The following is a 17,524-nucleotide window of genomic DNA, read 5'->3' on the forward strand; positions in this document are numbered from 1 at the left end:
AAAATGGATATTTTTACGCCATAAGACACAATTTGTCGCAGAGTGTTAGATCATCCCCTTGTATAGGGGACACCTGCGACATAGCATAAGAACCCAATAAAGAACGAACAATTTAGGATTACAGGTTGTTATGACAAGCCTTGCGCATCATGCGACAGAAAACCGTTCCGTAGCAGAATTTACCGAACAAGCATATCTCAACTACGCCATGTACGTGATTATGGATCGTGCATTGCCACATATCAGTGATGGTTTAAAACCCGTTCAGCGTCGTATCGTCTATGCGATGAGCGAACTCGGGCTAAAGCCAACGGGTAAGCCAAAAAAATCTGCACGTACGGTTGGTGATGTACTGGGTAAATACCATCCTCACGGTGACTTAGCTTGTTATGAAGCCATGGTGCTTATGGCGCAGCCGTTTAGTTATCGCTATCCATTTATTGAAGGTCAGGGAAACTGGGGTTCACCAGATGATCCGAAATCCTTTGCAGCGATGCGTTATACCGAAGCAAAACTGTCTGCGTATAGTGATTTATTACTGTCAGAGTTAGGGCAAGGAACCTGTGATTGGCAGGATAACTTTGATGGTTCGATGAAAGAGCCCGTGAATTTACCTGCACGTGTACCGAATATTTTACTCAACGGCACAACGGGCATTGCTGTGGGTATGGCAACCGATATCCCACCGCATAACTTACGTGAAGTGGTGAAGGGTACCATCGCCTTAATTCGCAATCCAAATTTAACCGATGAGAAAGTCGCAGAATATATTCCTGCGCCTGATTTGCCGACACGTGCGGAAATTATTACTTCTCCAGAAGAATTACTCAAAATTCAAACCACGGGTCGCGGTAGTTATCGAACTCGTGCAGTGTACAGCATTGAGAAAAATGAAATCGTGATTACGGAGCTGCCGTATCAGGTTTCAGGCTCAAAAGTGATCACGCAGATTGCAGATCAAATGCAGGCGAAGAAGTTGCCATTGGTCACGGACTTACGTGATGAGTCAGATCATAAAAACCCAACACGTTTAGTGATTGTCCTGCGCTCGAATCGTATTGATGCTGAATCGGTGATGAGTCATTTATTTGCAACCACTGACTTAGAGTCGAGCTATCGTGTCAATATGAACATGATTGGCGCTGACGGTCGTCCGCAAGTGAAATCGATCCGCCGTATTTTGTTGGAATGGATCGAAATCCGTAAAAATACCGTGACACGTCGTTTGACTTATCATCTGAATAAAATTGAAAAACGATTACACATACTTGCAGGCTTGATCATTGCCTATCTGAATATTGATGAAGTGATTCGTATTATTCGAGAAGAAGATCAGCCTAAACCGGTGTTGATGACGCATTTTAATATCGATGAAATTCAAGCCGAAGCCATTTTAGAACTCAAGTTACGTCATTTGGCAAAACTTGAAGAAATGGAAATGCGCCGTGAACAAGAAGAACTGGAAGCCAAAGCTGCCATTATTCGTGAACAATTGGCGAATCCTGAATCATTAAAAGCCTTGATCATTAATGAACTGAAAGAAGATGCGAAGACATTTGGTGATGACCGCCGTTCTCCAATTGTGAAACGTGCAGAAGCCCATGCGATTAATGAACAAGATATGCTTCCGGCAGATCCTGTGACTGTGGTGTTGTCTGAAGCGGGTTGGATTCGCTCGGCGAAAGGTCATGAAGTCGATGCTGAGAACTTAAATTTCCGTGCAGGTGACCAATATCTCAGCCATGCGCAAGGTAAATCGAATCAACGTGTGTATGTATTAGATGATGCCGGTCGTAGCTATGCTTTGGGCATCAATACTTTACCATCCGCGCGTGGTTTAGGTGAGCCTCTGAGTTCTAAACTTGCACCTGCAAGTGGTGTCGGCTTTAAACAAGTATTTATTGCTGAAGATGAAACAGAAGTCTTGGCGATGAGTAGTAAAGGCTATGGCTTTAAAACCCAAGCCAAAAACCTCGATACCAATGCAAAAGCAGGTAAAGCCTTCCTTACCTTATCTGAAGGCGCGGCGGTCATGAATTTAACGGCGATTGAGAATGCAACACATCTTGCACTCCTCAGTTCTGCGGGGCGTTTGCTGTTGGTTGAACTTGATGAATTACCAGTATTGAATAAGGGTAAAGGTAATAAATTGATACAACTTGAAGCAAAAGATCAAATAGTATCCATGACAACTTTGAATTTAGATGAAATAATTCAAGTGCTTGCAGGAAATCAACAATTAAAGCTTAAAGGCGACGATCTGCAAAAATATGTGGGTAAACGTGCATCGAAAGGCGTGTTGTTACCACGTGGATATCAAAAAGCAAATAAACTGTTCATTCAAAGATAATACTAGCATCCATGGAACGAAATACGTTATATATGCTGTTATTCGTGAAATGGATGCAATATTAAGCACAAACAAGTTAAATAATGACCGCTTAATATTGAAAAAAAACAGTTGGATTATTAAGGATTACGACAGGAGAATTGGGCGTTATGGAAAAGATTTGGTTCGCTGAATACCAAAAGACAGGGATTCCAGAAACTGTAGAATTACCCGCAGAAAATACCTCATTGGTCGATATTTTTGAGCGTAATTTTCAGAAGTTTGGCTCAAGAGATGCCTTTATCTTCATGGATAAGGTCTTAACTTTTAAAGAACTTGATGAAGCAAGCCGTAAATTTGCAACCTATTTGCAAAGTTTAGGTTTGGCACAAGGTTCACGCGTTGCAGTTATGATGCCTAACGTTCTTCAATATCCTGTTGTTGCATTAGGTGTATTCCGTGCTGGACTGGTATTGGTCAACGTGAATCCATTGTATACCTCTCGTGAGCTTGAACATCAATTAAATGACTCTGGTTCAGAGGCATTGGTTATCATTGAAAACTTTGCATCTGTTTACCAAGCGATTATTGGTAAAACCCCAGTAAAACATGTGATCGTGGCATCTGTGGGTGACATGCTCGGTACACTGAAAGGTACATTGGTTAACTTTGTATTACGTTCAGTGCGTAAACAAATTCCAGCTTGGAACATTCCAGGTCATATTCGCTTTAATGCAGCAATGTCTAAAGTGAGTGCAAACAATTACAAACGTCCAAACTTAACTCTAAGTGATACTGCAGTACTTCAATATACTGGTGGTACAACTGGCGTATCTAAAGGCGCAGAATTGACACATCGTAACCTTGTGTCAAACATGTTGCAGTGTGATGGTATTTTCCAAAGTAAATTTGGTCAGCAAGATGGTCAGCCAGATGATCGTATCTTCTGTGCATTACCGCTGTATCACATCTTTGCATTTATGGTGTGTGCACTTTACGGCATGTACAAAGGTCAGGCGAACGTATTGATTCCTAACCCGCGTGACCTACCTGCGGTAATGAAAGAATTACGTAAATACCAACCTTCATTCTTTCCAGCAGTGAACACTTTGTTTAATGCTTTGGTGAACAATGAAGAGTTCAAGCAACTTGACCACAGCAAGCTAAAAATGGCGATGGGTGGTGGTATGGCAGTACTTCCTTCGACTGCAGAAGCGTGGAAGAAAGTTACCGGTACCAATATCATCGAAGGTTATGGCTTATCAGAAACTTCACCTGTTGCAACTGCAAACCCTCCAGCATCAATGGAATTCAGCGGTACGATTGGTATTCCATTGCCACTGACTGAAGTTGCTATTTTAGATGATGATGGCAATGAAGTTGCTCAAGGTGAGCAAGGTGAAATTTCGATTCGTGGTCCTCAAGTCATGAAAGGCTATTGGAACCGTCCAGATGAAACTGCCAAAGTAATGACGGCGGACGGTTTCTTCCGTACTGGTGACATTGGTGTCATGGATCCACGCGGTTATGTGAAGATTGTAGACCGTAAAAAAGACATGATTTTGGTATCGGGTTTCAACGTTTATCCTTCTGAAATTGAAGAAGTTGTTGCAAAACATCCAAAAGTACTAGAAGTTGCTGCGATTGGTGTTCCTGATGAAAAATCAGGTGAAGTACCTAAATTATTCGTTGTGAAAAAAGATCCATCTTTAACGACTGAAGAAGTTTTGGCATTCGCAAAAGAAAACTTAACTGGCTATAAACGCCCACGTTATGTTGAATTTATGGATGAATTACCAAAATCGAATGTTGGTAAGATTCTACGTAAAGATTTGCGTAAAACAGCATAATATGATGCATAAAAAAAGCGCCTTCGGGCGCTTTTTTTATCGCTTTTAATTTAGATCATTAAAGATTACCTTTATTCATCGACCAGCGATCAAAGTAGCGACGTCCTACTCCAAAAACACCTAAGAAGATAAACATCGCGCCGAACTGACGACTAAAGCCAGATTGGTTATAGCTGCCATAGGTTAAAATATTGTCGACTAAACAATATAGTGCAATGACAATGACCCAATGCCAAAGGGGAAGTTGCTTGATGGAAACTGCATAGAATGCAATCCACATTATGACAAAGCTGAAAACAGTCGACCATACATTTAAGTTGGCACAGATCACAGCAAGTAAAAATGCAGTCACAGGAATGACAATTTTTAAAACACGATCGACGCGAAGCTGATGGCGTTTTTGCTCTTCAAGAACTTCAAATAATTGATCTTGATCAGAAGTACTCATAGAGGATCCTTTCATCTGCCGATTATAAAAACACTATATTTAACAAAAATTATTCACGAAATGCCATGGTATTATAGCAGCCATAAAAATCTTCCTGAGAAAAAACACATGCACAGCATCAGTGGGATCATCTATCTCATTTTGGCCGCTTGTTTACTGCCATATGTATTTACATTTATTGCGAAGCGAGCTGCAGGTTTTAAGTCGAGTGATAATCAAAATCCACGTGAAGTTTTAGCGCGCTCTACAGGGTTGGCGAGCCGCGCACATGCAGTGCAGCAAAATAGTTTTGAAAGTTTACCTTTATTTATTGCGGCTATATTAATGGCTGAATATATGGTGATTCATCAACAATACATCATGACCTTTGGGATTGCCTATCTCGTTTTACGCGTCATTTATGGGCTATGTTATTTAGCCAATTGGGCAACTTTACGTTCAATCATTTGGACCTTGTCGATGTTATGCCCGATTTGCCTGATGTTATTGGTTATTAAATTAAGCTAAATGTTCTGCTTGATGATTAAATTATCAGCATGATCGCTAAAATCACAAAAAAAGCGATAAAACCGTTATAATTGTGCCGGATTAAAAGATTTAACTTTGTTTAAAGAGTGATGCTATGAGCTACAGCAATATCCCAGCGGGTAAAGATGCACCAAACGACATCTATGTCATTATTGAAATTCCTGCAAATGCAGCACCAATCAAATACGAAATCGATAAAGATTCTGATGCGTTATTTGTAGACCGTTTCATGGGTACTGCAATGTTCTACCCAGCGAACTATGGTTATGTTCCAAATACATTATCTTTGGATGGTGACCCACTAGACGTACTTGTGGTAACTCCACATCCAGTAGAACCAGGTTCTGTAATTCGTTGCCGTCCTGTTGGTAAATTGAACATGGAAGATGACGGTGGTGTTGACGCAAAACTCGTTGCGGTTCCACACGACAAATTGACTCCGCTTTATAAAGATGTTCAAGAATATACAGATCTTCCTGCGTTATTGATCAATCAAATTGAACATTTCTTCCAACACTACAAAGACTTAGAGCCTGGTAAATGGGTTAAGTTAAGTGGTTGGGAAGGTGCTGATGTTGCTAAACAAGAAGTACTTAGCTCAATTGAAGCTTACAAAGCTGCGAACAAATAATATTGTTTTAAGCTGAGCATCGTTTTTATATAAAAACGATGCTCATAAAAAAACCTGCACAGTGTGCAGGTTTTTTTTTCGCTATCTTAGAGGAGCTGTGAAATTAAAATAATTTCACAGGGATGTCTAAGAATAAACGCCATTCGTTTGTATCGCCGATATAAGCATTTGTTTGGTAATCATCGCTAGCACGGTAGTATGAGTGACGAACACGTAAGCTTGCATCTTTGGCAAAACCAGATTGAACAGTATATTTCACTTGGTTAAAGAATTCGCGTTCTTGTGCATCGTCAGTTAAGCCAGCAACTTTGATGTCCCAGCCATATACAAATGCAGTTGTCCAAGTTAAACCAGGAACATTCATACCCGCAAAGTTATATGTGTATTGAACCTGAGCAGATTTTTCATCATTACCGATGAAGTCAGATAGATAAGAGTTTGGTAGGTAGATACTTTGACCGCCATCAGCATTTTCGCCATAGTCATAACCAGTGTTGCCACTGTTTTGTTGGTAAGCCAACATTACGTTATGGTTACCCGTGTTATACGTACCTGAAACCGCCCAAATCGAGTTTTGACGATCTGAGTCATCTGCAAGGATTTGTGAATAAGTACTACCTTCTTTGTCCCATTCAGTATGGTAACCACTAAAGTCAAAAGTTAATGTATCTTTGTTTGCTAATGGATAGGTATAGTTCACATTTGCATAATGGCGCTCAAGCGCTTCTTTGCTGTCTAAACCGTAGTATGACGCATTAAGCTGATCATTAAATTTGTATTTAGCACCCCAAACAATTGCGCGGTCTAATTTACGACCATCAGTATCAATTTGATCTGAGTATTGGTTTTTAGTGAATTTACCAGCTGTCAGTTCTAAGCCATTAATTTCACGGCTTGTTGCTAACACACCTTCAAAATATTCAGGAACCAAACGAGCTGTGTTACTTGCAAGTACAGGTAGATCTAGAACTTGAGTACCATAAGTCACAGTTGTATTTGAAATACGTGCTTTTACGTTCGCGCCACCACGAGCCCAATGATCATAAGTATCACCAGAGTTTTCTTTGCCATTCAACGTTTCACGAGGAATCATGTTGTTGCCGGCATTGTTGTTGTCACCGATTTTAAATGAACCATCACCAACAACACCTACACCAAAGCCAACAACACCTTGAGTGAAGCCTGAATCTAATTTCACAATCGCAGTTTGTGCCAGTGAGCTAGTGTCATCTACACCATTTTTCTTATCTCGCTTAATGTAACCTGTACGGAACAATACAGAGCCTTCGGCATCTTCCACAAAGCCTTTAGATTCACTTTGTTCGCTAGCAAAAGCAGTAGAAATAAGAGCAGCGTTTACTAAGACTGCAAGTGTTAGTTGTTGAGCTTTAAGCATTGGGAGAGAGCCTCATGCAAATTTGGTTAATATGTAGTGCGATTGTATATTTTTTCTTAAAAAAATCACTATTTTTAATGCGCTTATTACACTAAAGTTAGAAAATGGCCAGATCATTGGTCAATCTGTAATAAGCAAATGTTTCGTATGTTATTGTTGTTTAACAAATAGTTTATTTAAATTGAATATATATCAATCTAAAGAGAAGTTTATTCATTACTTATCATAAAAAAATATAAAAAATGGTAAAAACTTTCATTTAACTTGCTGATTTATCATCATTCTTCGCGAAAAATTGTGCTGAATCTAAATTCGTATTTTGATCAAAAAGTATAACAATGGCTGAGGTGCATGGCATCACTGTTCAGGCACAGTAAGCACTGTTGGCGTATTTTTAGTAAATAGAGAATGACTTTTAGCGAAGTCGTCAGAAATGTTTTCCTTAAAATCTAGCTCAATAAAAGATGATATTAATCGTGATAAATACATATAAATGAATGCATTAAATCATTGTTAAAGACTTGAACGTTATAAAAGATATTTTATGAATCAAAAGCTTAGTTTTTACTGTTTTATATAATCTTAGCTTTGTTTTTAAATGATTTAATTGATCAAAATAAGAAAAAAGGGGCTATACAGTGCGGTAAAATCGATTAAAATCGGCGCTAAATTTTACTCAACCCAATCCACGATCGATCCGATGTGGGGACTAAACATGATTCAATTTTATAAAAAAGCAATTTTAAGTATTTTAGTGACCCTAGCTACAGTCCCTGCATTTGCAGAACAAACTGAGCAAGCTACAACGGCACAAGGGAATTGGTCTGGAAGTGTGGGCGTGGTAAACAAATATGTGTACCGTGCGAGTGAAGAAAATGATCAAGCAGCATTACAAGCCGGACTTGAATATGCACACAACAGTGGGCTGTTCGCGGGTTATTGGGGTTCTACACTCAACTATGACCCTACGGACGATAGTCAGTCACATGGTTTTGAACATGATTTCTATGTCGGATATGGACGTGAACTGAATGAAGATTGGAGCTATAAGTCACAAGTGATGGCCTATGTCTATCAAGGTGGCGGTTCAGTTTATAACGATGACCGCTCTGAAAAGCGTCGCACAACGGGCGTCGAATTTATTCAGGACATAAGTTATAAAGATTTAACTGCAAGCATGGCTGTATTGTTGTCTGATGTTAATTATGGCAATGCAGGAGATGTATATCTGAATGCTGCTTATAGCTATGCATTACCTTATGATGTTTCATTAAATTCATCGCTTGGTGTTTCTGTTTTTAATGACAGTCGTGATGACAGCCTATTAACAACCACAGAAGATGTGGTGTTCACTGAAGCACGTTTAGGCTTGAGTAAATCGATTGCTGATACTGGATTTGAAATTGCTGCTGACTATGTATGGGGCGGTAAAGATCGTGAAGGCGAGCAATTAGATGATAACGTTGTGGTTGGATTGACCTATTCTTTCTAACATTAACGAGTTGACCTTATTGGGTCATATTCTTGAAAGTGCATAATGGTGATTGTGCACTTTTTTTATGCATTTTTGAGATCGGTGTTGAAAAAATATACTCAAAAAAGCGCATTTTTAAAATCCTGTTACATCTATCAACCTGAAGATTTAAATAATCTAAATAGATGAAAATCTGCATTCTAAAATAAATTAAAGAGAAAAAAGGCCAAATAGGATAATTAAAAAATAATAAATAAAAACAGTAATATATTGGTTTTTCATAAACCAAAATGGTGACTTTTATAAAAAAAATATGCGCTTATTTTTAAACATGGCACAGCGCTTGCTAATACCTCATTGAGTTCAACGAAATAACCAAAAAATACGTCGTCGCACGATGTGGGGGAACAAACCATGAAATTTGCACTTAAAGCTTTATCAATCGCTGTACTAGGAGCAGCATCGACGTTTACTTTTGCTGAAGTACCTGCTTCTGAGCATTCTGTATCCGGAAATATCGGCTTACTGTCTAGCTATAATTTACGTGGTATTACCAATGTGCCTGAAAATAGCGGCGCAACTATTCAAGGTGGTTTGGACTATAGCCATGCGTCAGGCTTCTATGCAGGTTACTGGGGTTCAACCTTAGATTATGCACTTGGTGAAGAAGGGCGTGATTCTTTTGAACATGACTTTTATGCAGGTTATAACGGCAAAATTACTGAAGATTTAGGTTATACCGTCGGTGGTACGTATTATTACTACTATGAATCGGATGTTGATTCAGATGGTTTCGAAACACTCTTAGGATTGAACTACAAAGACTTTAGCGTATCTGCGCAAACCTTAACGCAAAATACGACTTGGGGTAACAAGGGCGATACGTATATCTTAGGTAGCTACAGCTATGCATTGCCAAAAGATTTCACGCTAAATACTTCATTGGGTCTATATGCATATGGTGATGATGACGAATTTGTAGAAACCACTGAAGACTTTGGCTTCCGTCATTTTACAGCAGGTTTAAGTCATCCATTGGGTGACACTGGTGCGAGCGTAAATATGGATTATATCGTGGGTGGTTATGACCGTCTGGATGAAAAACAAAAGAATAAAGTCGTATTTGGCTTGAAATACGAATTCTAATGTTAAAAAGCATTAAAAATGGCGACCTAGGGTCGCCATTTTTTTAAGTATTGAGCTGGCTTCGATAGGACAGCGCTTCAGAAACGTGCTGAGCTTGAATATGTTCACTTTGAGCCAAGTCGGCAATGGTTCTGGCAACACGTAATACCCGATGATAAGCACGCGCAGATAAATTCATTCGTTGCTGTGCTAACTGTAAAATATTCTGCGCAGTAGCATCCAAAACCGCCTGTTGCTCCAATTGTGTTGGCGTGAGTGCCATATTGGATTTTTGCTGACGCTCTATTTGTAACTCATAGGCACGAATGACACGATGCCTAACCGTACTTGAGCTTTCAACCTCTTGCGAACTTTGTAATTCATGCGCTGCCAGTGGCGGGACATCTATATGTAAGTCAATACGATCTAATAATGGACCTGAAATACGGTTTTGATAGCGTTTAATACTTTCAGCACTACATTGACAGCGGCTGTCTTGGTTAAAGGCATAGCCGCATGGACAAGGATTCATTGCCGCAATCAGTTGAAAATTTGCAGGGAAGGTGATTTGACGAGAAGCCCGTGAAATCACAATTTCTTTGGATTCGAGTGGTTGCCGTAACACCTCCAAAACCTTTCGATCAAATTCAGGCAGCTCATCTAAAAATAAAACTCCTAAATGTGCCAAGGTGATTTCACCCGGTTTAGGATTTGATCCTCCACCGACGAGGGCAATCGCAGATGCGGTATGGTGTGGCGCACGAAATGGACGCTGCCCAAAATGATGATTTGCACCTGCAATAGAATAAATACTCGCGACTTGCAAATTTTCTTGCATATCTAAGGGGGGCAGAATACTGGGTAAACGCGAGGCGAGTAGCGTTTTGCCTGTGCCCGGTGGACCCCGAAATAGTAGAGAATGACCGCCAGCCGCTGCAATTTCTAAAGCACGACGTGGTCTGAGTTGACCTTTCACATCAGATAAATCAAAAGGGTAACTGTGTTGATTGGCTGACGATGTTGAAGGATGGCTACTGATTAAGGCCGAACGACTCAAATGTTCACATACATCCTTAAGATGCTGTGCAGGAAAAACTTGGAACTCCGGCAGTTGCGCCGCTTCATCGGCATTGAGTGCCGGTAGAATCAGATGATGCCCGATATGCTGACAGGCAATGGCTATGCTTAAGATGCCACTGACAGGTCGTAAATAACCATCAAGTGCCAATTCTCCAATAAATTCAAAGCCATCTGCTGCATTTTCAGGAAGTTGTCCCGACGCGATCAGAATCCCTAAAGCAATGGCGAGATCTAAACGTGAACCATCTTTGGGTAAATCTGCGGGTGCAAGATTAATGGTCAGACGTTTGGTTGGGAACTGAAAGCCGCTATTAATAATCGCAGAGCGGACACGGTCTTTACTTTCACGGACGGCGGCCTCAGGTAGGCCAACAATGGTCAATGAAGGCAGACCTTGGCTGACATGGACTTCAACTTCAATTTGGGGTGCATTTAAGCCGAGCAAACCCCGAGTATAGATTTTGGCAAAAGACATATTATTGTTCCGTTATGGTGCATTATTTTTAATCGTTATGCGTCTTTTGTTGCACTAAAAAGGTGCTTATTTTTTGTTCTGAATTTTTTGTTCGAGTTCTTCGACGTGTTTCAACAATTCATTTAAACGTAAATTGGCATTATTCAGTGCAGTACGTTGGCGTTCGATTTCTTCTTTAGATACGAGATCCATTTTGCTCACAGCTTCATTGAGTAAGCTGCGAAGATTATGTTCGACGTCTTTTTTCGGCTGATCGATTTGTTCTAATATCGCTTGTAATAAGGTTTCAATCATTGTTGTGACCATCCTCAGTGAATTGGTGGCAGCAGTTTAACACTGCCACATTCATGACCATAGTGCTTTCATTTAAATATGCGTTTAATCGATCAGTAAAATCGTAATTCTTCTAGTAAAAACGTCTATTTTTATAAGCATACGCAAGATTATCCGTATAAAATAGGTTATAAAGAAATCTCATGCTGAGCTGACTATTTTCCCCCGACTGTAGTCATATTGGCATGAAAATTGAACATAAAACCTTACAGGTGAAATAAGCCGAAGGAAAACAAAACATGAAGCTCGTAACTGCAATTGTAAAACCTTTTAAATTAGATGACGTGCGTGAAGCACTCTCTGAAAATGGTGTTCAAGGGATCACTGTCACTGAAGTTAAAGGCTTCGGTCGCCAGAAAGGTCACACTGAACTTTATCGTGGTGCTGAATATGTGGTTGATTTCTTACCAAAAGTAAAAATCGAAATCGCAATCAGTGATGAAATGGTCGATACCGTAATTGAATCAATTACTCGTGTTGCAAGCACAGGAAAAATTGGCGACGGTAAAATTTTTGTAAGCAATCTGGAACAAGTCATCCGTATCCGTACTGGTGAAACAGGTGCAGATGCCGTTTAAAAAATTGGCATGAAGTTTGCTGAGTAGCTAATAACTCAGAAAATCAGGTCGGGGGATACGAATGAAAAAGATGCTAATTGCACTCGGCTTGTCCAGTGCACTTTTAGGTGGTTCTGTTGCGTGGGCTGAAGAAAGCGCAACAGCACCTACAGAAGAAGTCACAGTAGTTGATACTGCAAATACAACAACGCTAAATACAACAGAAACTGCAGTTCCAGTTGAAGCAGCGCCAGCACCTGAAGAAGAAGAGCCTAAGCTCGATACAGGTGATACAGCATGGATTTTAGTGTCCACTGCACTTGTTTTACTCATGACAATTCCCGGTTTAGCATTATTTTACGGTGGTATGGTCCGTAAGAAAAATGTACTCAGCACGATGGCACACAGTTTCGTTGCGGCAGGTGTCGTGAGCTTAACGTGGGTGATTGTAGGTTATACCTTAGCATTTGGTGAAGGTAATGCCTTTATCGGTAGCTTAGACAAATTTATGTTGTCGGGTATCACCACAGAAGCCTTGTCCGGTACGATTCCAGAGATTCTTTTTGTTATTTTCCAAATGACATTTGCCATCATTACCGTTGCCATTATTAGCGGTTCGATTGCAGAACGTATGAAATTCGGTGCTTTCGTTGCGTTCATCGCAATTTGGAGTGTTGTGGTTTATGCACCAATTACCCACTGGGTATGGGGTGGTGGTTGGTTAGGAAACGACGGTGCGCTTGATTTTGCGGGTGGTACGGTTGTTCACATCAACTCAGGTATTGCGGGTCTTGTTGCAGCGTATATGCTTGGTAAACGTATGGGGCTTGGCCGTGAATCTATGGCGCCACATAATCTAACGCTAACTGTCATCGGTGCAAGCCTTGTATGGGTAGGTTGGTTCGGTTTCAACGGTGGTTCTGCTCTAGGTGCAAATGGTTCAGCTGGTTATGCATTGGTGGTAACACAAGTTGCAGCAGCGGCAGCAGCAGTGGCATGGTTAATTACTGAAAAAGTAGTTCGTGGTAAAGCGTCTGTCTTGGGTGGTGCTTCTGGTGCAGTAGCTGGCCTTGTGGTGATTACACCTGCGGCAGGTTTCGTAACAGTTGGTGGTGCTTTAGCGATGGGTCTGATCGGTGGTGTGGTTTGCTTCTGGGGTATTACTGCGCTGAAACGTGCGTTGAAAGCGGATGACTCTTTGGATGCGTTTGGTCTACATGGTGTCGGTGGTATCGTGGGTGCGATCCTTACAGCATTCTTTGCCAGCGAATTCATCATGGGTGATAAAGCACCGAGCAACTTAATGCATCAATTATGGGTTCAAGTCGAAGGTGTACTAGCGACTATTGCTTACTCAGCTGTGATGACATTCATTATCTTGAAAGTGATTGATCTAGTGATTGGCATCCGTGTTGAAGCTGATGACGAACGAATGGGTCTAGACTTAAGTCAACATGGCGAACGTGTAGAATAATAAGATCACAGTAAATCAATATATTGTGTAAAACAGCCCGAAAGGGCTGTTTTTTTTCCATATCTAGCGTAAAGCTCTACAAATTTCAAAATTTTTGCTACACTCTAAATCCATTCGGATTTGTTCAATTTAACCGCTATGCATTGTCCATTTTGCAACGCTGAAGACAGTAAAGTGATTGACTCACGTCTTGCTGCTGAAGGCTGTCAGATACGCCGCCGCCGTGAATGTATTAGTTGCGGTGAACGTTTTACAACTTTTGAAAGCTATGAAGTGGTGATGCCGCGTGTCATCAAGTCTGATTCAAAGAGCGAACCTTTTGATGAGGCCAAGCTCCGCCGCTCGCTGATGCATGCCTTGCAAAAGCGTCCAGTAACGCAAGAGCAAATTGAAACGGTACTCAGTGATATTCAATTGCAAATTCGCCGTTTGGGTGAACGTGACGTGAAATCACGCACCATTGGTGAAATTGTTATGCAGTCTTTGTTTGCTTTAGATCATGTGGCTTATGTACGTTTTGCTTCTGTGTATCAAGACTTTCAAGATGTAGAAGCTTTTCGTCGTCAAATTGAGCAAATGCAGCAGCGTGAGCACTAATGCACATCTGCTTCCATTTTTATCATGAGTGATTACATGTCTGAGTTAGATCAAGTGACTTTGCAGCAGCATCAACAGTGGATGCGGCGTGCAATTGCATTGGCACAGCAGGGGCAATACAGCACTCGTCCCAATCCCAATGTGGGCTGTGTGATTGTCAAAGACGGTCAATTGGTTGGTGAAGGTTTTCATCCAAAAGCGGGTCAGCCGCATGCAGAAGTCTTTGCAATGCGTGATGCAGGTGAGGCCGCACGTGGCGCAACCGCTTATGTGACTTTGGAGCCTTGCGCACACTATGGACGTACGCCACCTTGTGCCAAAGGCTTGGTGGAAGCAGGTGTTGCTCAAGTCGTTGTGGCATGTCCCGATCCGAATCCATTGGTTGCGGGTAAAGGTGTACAAATCTTACGTGATGCTGGCATTGAAGTGATCACAGGTATTTGTGAAGCAGAAGCACATCAATTGAATTTGGGCTTTTTAAAAGCCATGGCGACGGGCATGCCTTATGTTCGGCTCAAAGTCGCATCGAGCCTAGATGGGCGTACTGCCATGGCCTCGGGTGAGTCTAAGTGGATTACCGGTGCGATGGCGCGACAAGATGTACAGCATTGGCGTGCGATATCAGGTGCTGTGATTACTGGGATTGAAACAGTATTAGCCGACGATTGCTTACTCAACGTACGTCAGCTCGATGACGCTGTTGACATGCGTAACGTGGTTCAGCCGAAACGTATCGTGCTAGATCGTCAAGGCCGCTTGCCATTAAGCGCAAAAATATTGCAGCAACCTGAAACCGTGATGGTCATGGGGCCATATCGTCAGGAACTTGCTGACTTGGGCGTGGTACAATTTGAAATTCAGCCTTTGGCCGATCTGTTAGCAGCATGCGTTCAACAGTTCCAAATTTATGATGTCCTTGTGGAAGCCGGTGCGACACTTTCGACCGCTTTCTTACAAGAACATTTGATCGATGAAATGATCAGTTATGTTGCACCGACCTTGTTGGGTCAGTCAGCACGTGCGATGTTTAATGCGGAGTTTGACCGCATGGCAGAGCAGCTTCGATTTAAGCTGAAAGATGTCACTCAATTGGGTGATGACATCCGCTTAAGGTTAATCCCTTCTCAAGAGACGCTATGAATTCAGAGTCTACGGTTTATCACAAACGTCGTCATGCGGCTCGTACCACAGACGAATATCTTTTCCATCAGTTGGTTCCTTATTTGGGAAACAAACGCCGTCTATTACATCTGATTTTAGAAGCACTTGAGCAAACGGGAACCTTAAAACGCGAAGATGGTCGTGCGCCGATATTTGCTGACTTTTTTGCAGGCTCGGGTGTAGTGTCACGGTTGGCACGTCAAAACGGCTATCGTGTTATTGCCAATGACTGGGAACCCTACAGCCATGCTTTGAACAGTGCGATTCTCTCTTGTGTTGAAGCACCAGCGTTTAAAGAGTTGGGTGGCTATCAGAAAGCCATCGATTATCTGAACCGTTTGCCAGAAGTTAAAGGTTGGGTGACCCATAACTTGTGTCCACGTAATGATGAAATCTACGATCCTGCACGTGACCGTTTATTCTTTAAACGCCGTAACGGTATGCGTATCGATGCGATTCGTCAGCAAATTGCAACTTGGCAAGCTCAAGGCGCGATTGATGATGTGGAAATGAGTGCTTTATTAGCGCCGTTATTGTATTCAGCAAGTTTTGTCAGTAATACCAGCGGTGTATTTAAAAGCTTCCATCATGGTTGGGGCGGTAAAACCCAAGCGGCATTAGATCGTATCGGTTCTTTGTTATGGCTGACTCCAAGTCGTTTTTGTGAAATTGGTGATCCAAAAAAACCCGCCGCCGAAATGTGGTGTGTCGACGCACAGCATTTGGCTAATCAAATGAGTGGCTTTGAAGTGGATGTGGCTTATCTCGATCCACCGTATAACCAGCACGCTTACAGCAGTAACTACCATGTGTTGAATGCTTTAACGTTATGGGATCAGGTGGATTTACCAACACCAGACACCAAGGGTTTTAAGAGCGGAATCGATCGTGCATGGCGTAAAGAACGTCCAAGTCCATATAATTCTTCGAAGCATGCGAAAGAAGCTTATGAAAAATTATTAGAAACCATCAATGCACGTTACATCCTGACGAGCTATTCAACCGATGGTAATATCAGCGCCACAGATTTGTTACAAGCCAATTTAAAACGTGGCCGAGTAAGCTTATTGACGCAAGATGTACCACGTTACCGCGTGAGTAAGCAGCGTCAGTCTGAACGTGCACGCGTACTAGAGTTTATTGTCATCACGGATACGCATGCCAAATCAGGTCCACCAATCCGTCAGTTGTTGAGTCAATTGCACCATTTTGCAGAATTAGGTGGTGTCGATACCTCTGGCGTGAGTACGCAACTTGATTTGTGGTAAAAATCATCGCCCCATATTTTTCAGGGATTGAACATGTTTACAGGCATTATTGAAAGTCTAGGTAAAGTTGAAAGCATTCAAAACGTGGGTGGCGATGTCCGCTTGCGTATCCAGACAGATTTAGACATGACGGATGTGCATTTGGGGGATTCGATTGCCACCAATGGCATTTGCTTAACCGTGATCGACTTTGGCAGCAATTGGTATGCAGCCGATGTATCACGTGAAAGTTTAAATCGGACCACCTTGGAACACTGGAAAGCAGGGCAGGCGGTAAATGTGGAAAAAGCCATGTTGCCGACCACGCGTTTTGGTGGACATATTGTCAGTGGTCATGTCGATGCAGTGGGTGAAATCACTCAAGTTCGTTCAGATGCGCGTTCTATTTATTTTGAAGTGACCGCACCGAAAGAAATTGCACGCTATTTAGCGGAAAAAGGCTCTGTGACCGTGGATGGTATTAGCCTGACGATTAACCATTTACGTGGCAATGTGCTGAGCTTAAATTTAATTCCGCACACGGCTGAACGAACCAATATCGGTACTTGGAAAGCTGGGGCTAAAGTGAACTTGGAAGTGGATGTTTTAGCACGTTATATTGAGCGTTTATTGCTCGGCGATAAAGCCGCTGAGACCACAGCGCAATCTAAAATTAGCTTAGATTTTCTCGCTGAAAATGGCTTCTTGAAATAAGTTGATACCGAAGAAAACCAAACAGTCTGATTGAAAAATTAGACTGTTTTTTTATTTTTGGTGATAATGCGTCGCGGAATGACATATATGATGAATAATCAGACA

At 41.6% G+C, this 17,524-nt stretch carries 16 protein-coding genes; 12 read left to right on the top strand and 4 right to left on the bottom strand.

Annotated elements, in window-relative coordinates; translation table 11 throughout:
- Positions 1-130: 130 nt before the first annotated feature.
- Both parC and FTU62_RS07235 read left to right on the top strand, forming a co-directional pair.
- Positions 131-2,350 (top strand): DNA topoisomerase IV subunit A, encoded by a 2,220-nt coding sequence (gene parC, locus FTU62_RS07230; RefSeq protein ID WP_180102293.1) that lies wholly within the window; start codon positions 131-133, stop codon positions 2,348-2,350.
- A gap of 149 nt (positions 2,351-2,499) precedes the next feature.
- The gene (locus tag FTU62_RS07235) at positions 2,500-4,179 is read left to right on the top strand and encodes a long-chain-fatty-acid--CoA ligase (RefSeq protein WP_078189472.1); all 1,680 of its coding nucleotides are present in this window, start codon (positions 2,500-2,502) and stop codon (positions 4,177-4,179) included.
- A gap of 58 nt (positions 4,180-4,237) precedes the next feature.
- Here FTU62_RS07235 and FTU62_RS07240 read toward each other — a convergent pair whose 3' ends face one another.
- On the bottom strand, positions 4,238-4,627 hold the full coding sequence (locus FTU62_RS07240) for a hypothetical protein (RefSeq protein WP_180049881.1): 390 nt from the start codon (positions 4,625-4,627) through the stop codon (positions 4,238-4,240).
- Positions 4,628-4,735: 108 nt separating this feature from the next.
- On the opposite strand from FTU62_RS07240, the gene FTU62_RS07245 reads away from it, so the two are divergent.
- Both FTU62_RS07245 and ppa read left to right on the top strand, forming a co-directional pair.
- Positions 4,736-5,134 (top strand): MAPEG family protein, encoded by a 399-nt coding sequence (locus tag FTU62_RS07245; protein WP_078189470.1) that lies wholly within the window; start codon positions 4,736-4,738, stop codon positions 5,132-5,134.
- Between the two features lie 115 nt (positions 5,135-5,249).
- The gene (gene ppa / locus FTU62_RS07250) at positions 5,250-5,786 is read left to right on the top strand and encodes an inorganic diphosphatase (RefSeq protein WP_078189469.1); all 537 of its coding nucleotides are present in this window, start codon (positions 5,250-5,252) and stop codon (positions 5,784-5,786) included.
- A gap of 103 nt (positions 5,787-5,889) precedes the next feature.
- On the opposite strand, the gene FTU62_RS07255 is transcribed toward ppa, so the two are convergent.
- On the bottom strand, positions 5,890-7,182 hold the full coding sequence (locus FTU62_RS07255) for an OprD family outer membrane porin (RefSeq protein WP_180102294.1): 1,293 nt from the start codon (positions 7,180-7,182) through the stop codon (positions 5,890-5,892).
- A gap of 715 nt (positions 7,183-7,897) precedes the next feature.
- Between FTU62_RS07255 and FTU62_RS07260 the strand changes: the two genes are divergently transcribed.
- Positions 7,898-8,674 carry a TorF family putative porin gene (locus tag FTU62_RS07260; protein WP_180102295.1) on the top strand — a complete coding sequence of 259 codons (777 nt, stop codon included), beginning with the start codon at positions 7,898-7,900 and terminating at the stop codon, positions 8,672-8,674.
- Between the two features lie 396 nt (positions 8,675-9,070).
- A complete protein-coding gene (locus tag FTU62_RS07265) occupies positions 9,071-9,802 on the top strand; it encodes a TorF family putative porin (RefSeq protein WP_180102296.1) in 732 nt (243 codons plus the stop codon).
- A gap of 43 nt (positions 9,803-9,845) precedes the next feature.
- On the opposite strand, the gene FTU62_RS07270 is transcribed toward FTU62_RS07265, so the two are convergent.
- Together FTU62_RS07270 and FTU62_RS07275 are read right to left on the bottom strand one after the other, a co-directional pair.
- Entirely contained in the window at positions 9,846-11,336 is a 1,491-nt protein-coding gene (locus tag FTU62_RS07270) for a YifB family Mg chelatase-like AAA ATPase (protein ID WP_180102297.1), read from the bottom strand.
- A 66-nt stretch (positions 11,337-11,402) separates the two neighbouring features.
- Positions 11,403-11,630: an accessory factor UbiK family protein gene (locus FTU62_RS07275; RefSeq protein WP_078189551.1), complete on the bottom strand. Its 228-nt coding sequence runs from the start codon at positions 11,628-11,630 to the stop codon at positions 11,403-11,405.
- A 278-nt stretch (positions 11,631-11,908) separates the two neighbouring features.
- Between FTU62_RS07275 and glnK the strand changes: the two genes are divergently transcribed.
- From glnK to FTU62_RS07305, 6 genes are all read left to right on the top strand, one after another.
- Positions 11,909-12,247, top strand: a complete 339-nt coding sequence (gene glnK / locus FTU62_RS07280) for a P-II family nitrogen regulator (RefSeq protein WP_067763174.1) — start codon at positions 11,909-11,911, stop codon at positions 12,245-12,247.
- 61 nt (positions 12,248-12,308) lie between these two features.
- Complete coding sequence (locus tag FTU62_RS07285; protein ID WP_180102298.1) at positions 12,309-13,700, top strand: ammonium transporter; 1,392 nt, start codon at positions 12,309-12,311, stop codon at positions 13,698-13,700.
- Positions 13,701-13,838: 138 nt separating this feature from the next.
- Positions 13,839-14,297 carry a transcriptional regulator NrdR gene (gene nrdR, locus FTU62_RS07290; protein WP_067763170.1) on the top strand — a complete coding sequence of 153 codons (459 nt, stop codon included), beginning with the start codon at positions 13,839-13,841 and terminating at the stop codon, positions 14,295-14,297.
- Positions 14,298-14,333: 36 nt separating this feature from the next.
- Entirely contained in the window at positions 14,334-15,437 is a 1,104-nt protein-coding gene (gene ribD / locus FTU62_RS07295) for a bifunctional diaminohydroxyphosphoribosylaminopyrimidine deaminase/5-amino-6-(5-phosphoribosylamino)uracil reductase RibD (RefSeq protein ID WP_180024232.1), read from the top strand.
- The gene (locus FTU62_RS07300; protein ID WP_078189462.1) at positions 15,434-16,726 is read left to right on the top strand and encodes a DNA adenine methylase; all 1,293 of its coding nucleotides are present in this window, start codon (positions 15,434-15,436) and stop codon (positions 16,724-16,726) included. Before ribD ends, FTU62_RS07300 begins: the two co-directional genes overlap by 4 nt.
- Before the next feature lie 33 nt (positions 16,727-16,759).
- Positions 16,760-17,419: a riboflavin synthase gene (locus tag FTU62_RS07305; protein ID WP_180102299.1), complete on the top strand. Its 660-nt coding sequence runs from the start codon at positions 16,760-16,762 to the stop codon at positions 17,417-17,419.
- Positions 17,420-17,524 lie beyond the last annotated feature (105 nt).

It is taken from the genome of Acinetobacter sp. YH12126, from assembly GCF_013418745.1.
In the GTDB taxonomy this organism is placed as follows: Bacteria; Pseudomonadota; Gammaproteobacteria; order Pseudomonadales; family Moraxellaceae; genus Acinetobacter; species Acinetobacter amyesii.

Excerpts from the sequence above, each read along its gene's own strand:
- parC (WP_180102293.1), top strand. The coding sequence starts at position 131 with ATGACAAGCCTTGCGCATCATGCGACAGAAAACCGTTCCGTAGCAGAA.
- FTU62_RS07235 (WP_078189472.1), top strand. The coding sequence starts at position 2,500 with ATGGAAAAGATTTGGTTCGCTGAATACCAAAAGACAGGGATTCCAGAA.
- FTU62_RS07240 (WP_180049881.1), bottom strand. The coding sequence starts at position 4,627 with ATGAGTACTTCTGATCAAGATCAATTATTTGAAGTTCTTGAAGAGCAA.
- FTU62_RS07245 (WP_078189470.1), top strand. The coding sequence starts at position 4,736 with ATGCACAGCATCAGTGGGATCATCTATCTCATTTTGGCCGCTTGTTTA.
- ppa (WP_078189469.1), top strand. The coding sequence starts at position 5,250 with ATGAGCTACAGCAATATCCCAGCGGGTAAAGATGCACCAAACGACATC.
- FTU62_RS07255 (WP_180102294.1), bottom strand. The coding sequence starts at position 7,182 with ATGCTTAAAGCTCAACAACTAACACTTGCAGTCTTAGTAAACGCTGCT.
- FTU62_RS07260 (WP_180102295.1), top strand. The coding sequence starts at position 7,898 with ATGATTCAATTTTATAAAAAAGCAATTTTAAGTATTTTAGTGACCCTA.
- FTU62_RS07265 (WP_180102296.1), top strand. The coding sequence starts at position 9,071 with ATGAAATTTGCACTTAAAGCTTTATCAATCGCTGTACTAGGAGCAGCA.
- FTU62_RS07270 (WP_180102297.1), bottom strand. The coding sequence starts at position 11,336 with ATGTCTTTTGCCAAAATCTATACTCGGGGTTTGCTCGGCTTAAATGCA.
- FTU62_RS07275 (WP_078189551.1), bottom strand. The coding sequence starts at position 11,630 with ATGATTGAAACCTTATTACAAGCGATATTAGAACAAATCGATCAGCCG.
- glnK (WP_067763174.1), top strand. The coding sequence starts at position 11,909 with ATGAAGCTCGTAACTGCAATTGTAAAACCTTTTAAATTAGATGACGTG.
- FTU62_RS07285 (WP_180102298.1), top strand. The coding sequence starts at position 12,309 with ATGAAAAAGATGCTAATTGCACTCGGCTTGTCCAGTGCACTTTTAGGT.
- nrdR (WP_067763170.1), top strand. The coding sequence starts at position 13,839 with ATGCATTGTCCATTTTGCAACGCTGAAGACAGTAAAGTGATTGACTCA.
- ribD (WP_180024232.1), top strand. The coding sequence starts at position 14,334 with ATGTCTGAGTTAGATCAAGTGACTTTGCAGCAGCATCAACAGTGGATG.
- FTU62_RS07300 (WP_078189462.1), top strand. The coding sequence starts at position 15,434 with ATGAATTCAGAGTCTACGGTTTATCACAAACGTCGTCATGCGGCTCGT.
- FTU62_RS07305 (WP_180102299.1), top strand. The coding sequence starts at position 16,760 with ATGTTTACAGGCATTATTGAAAGTCTAGGTAAAGTTGAAAGCATTCAA.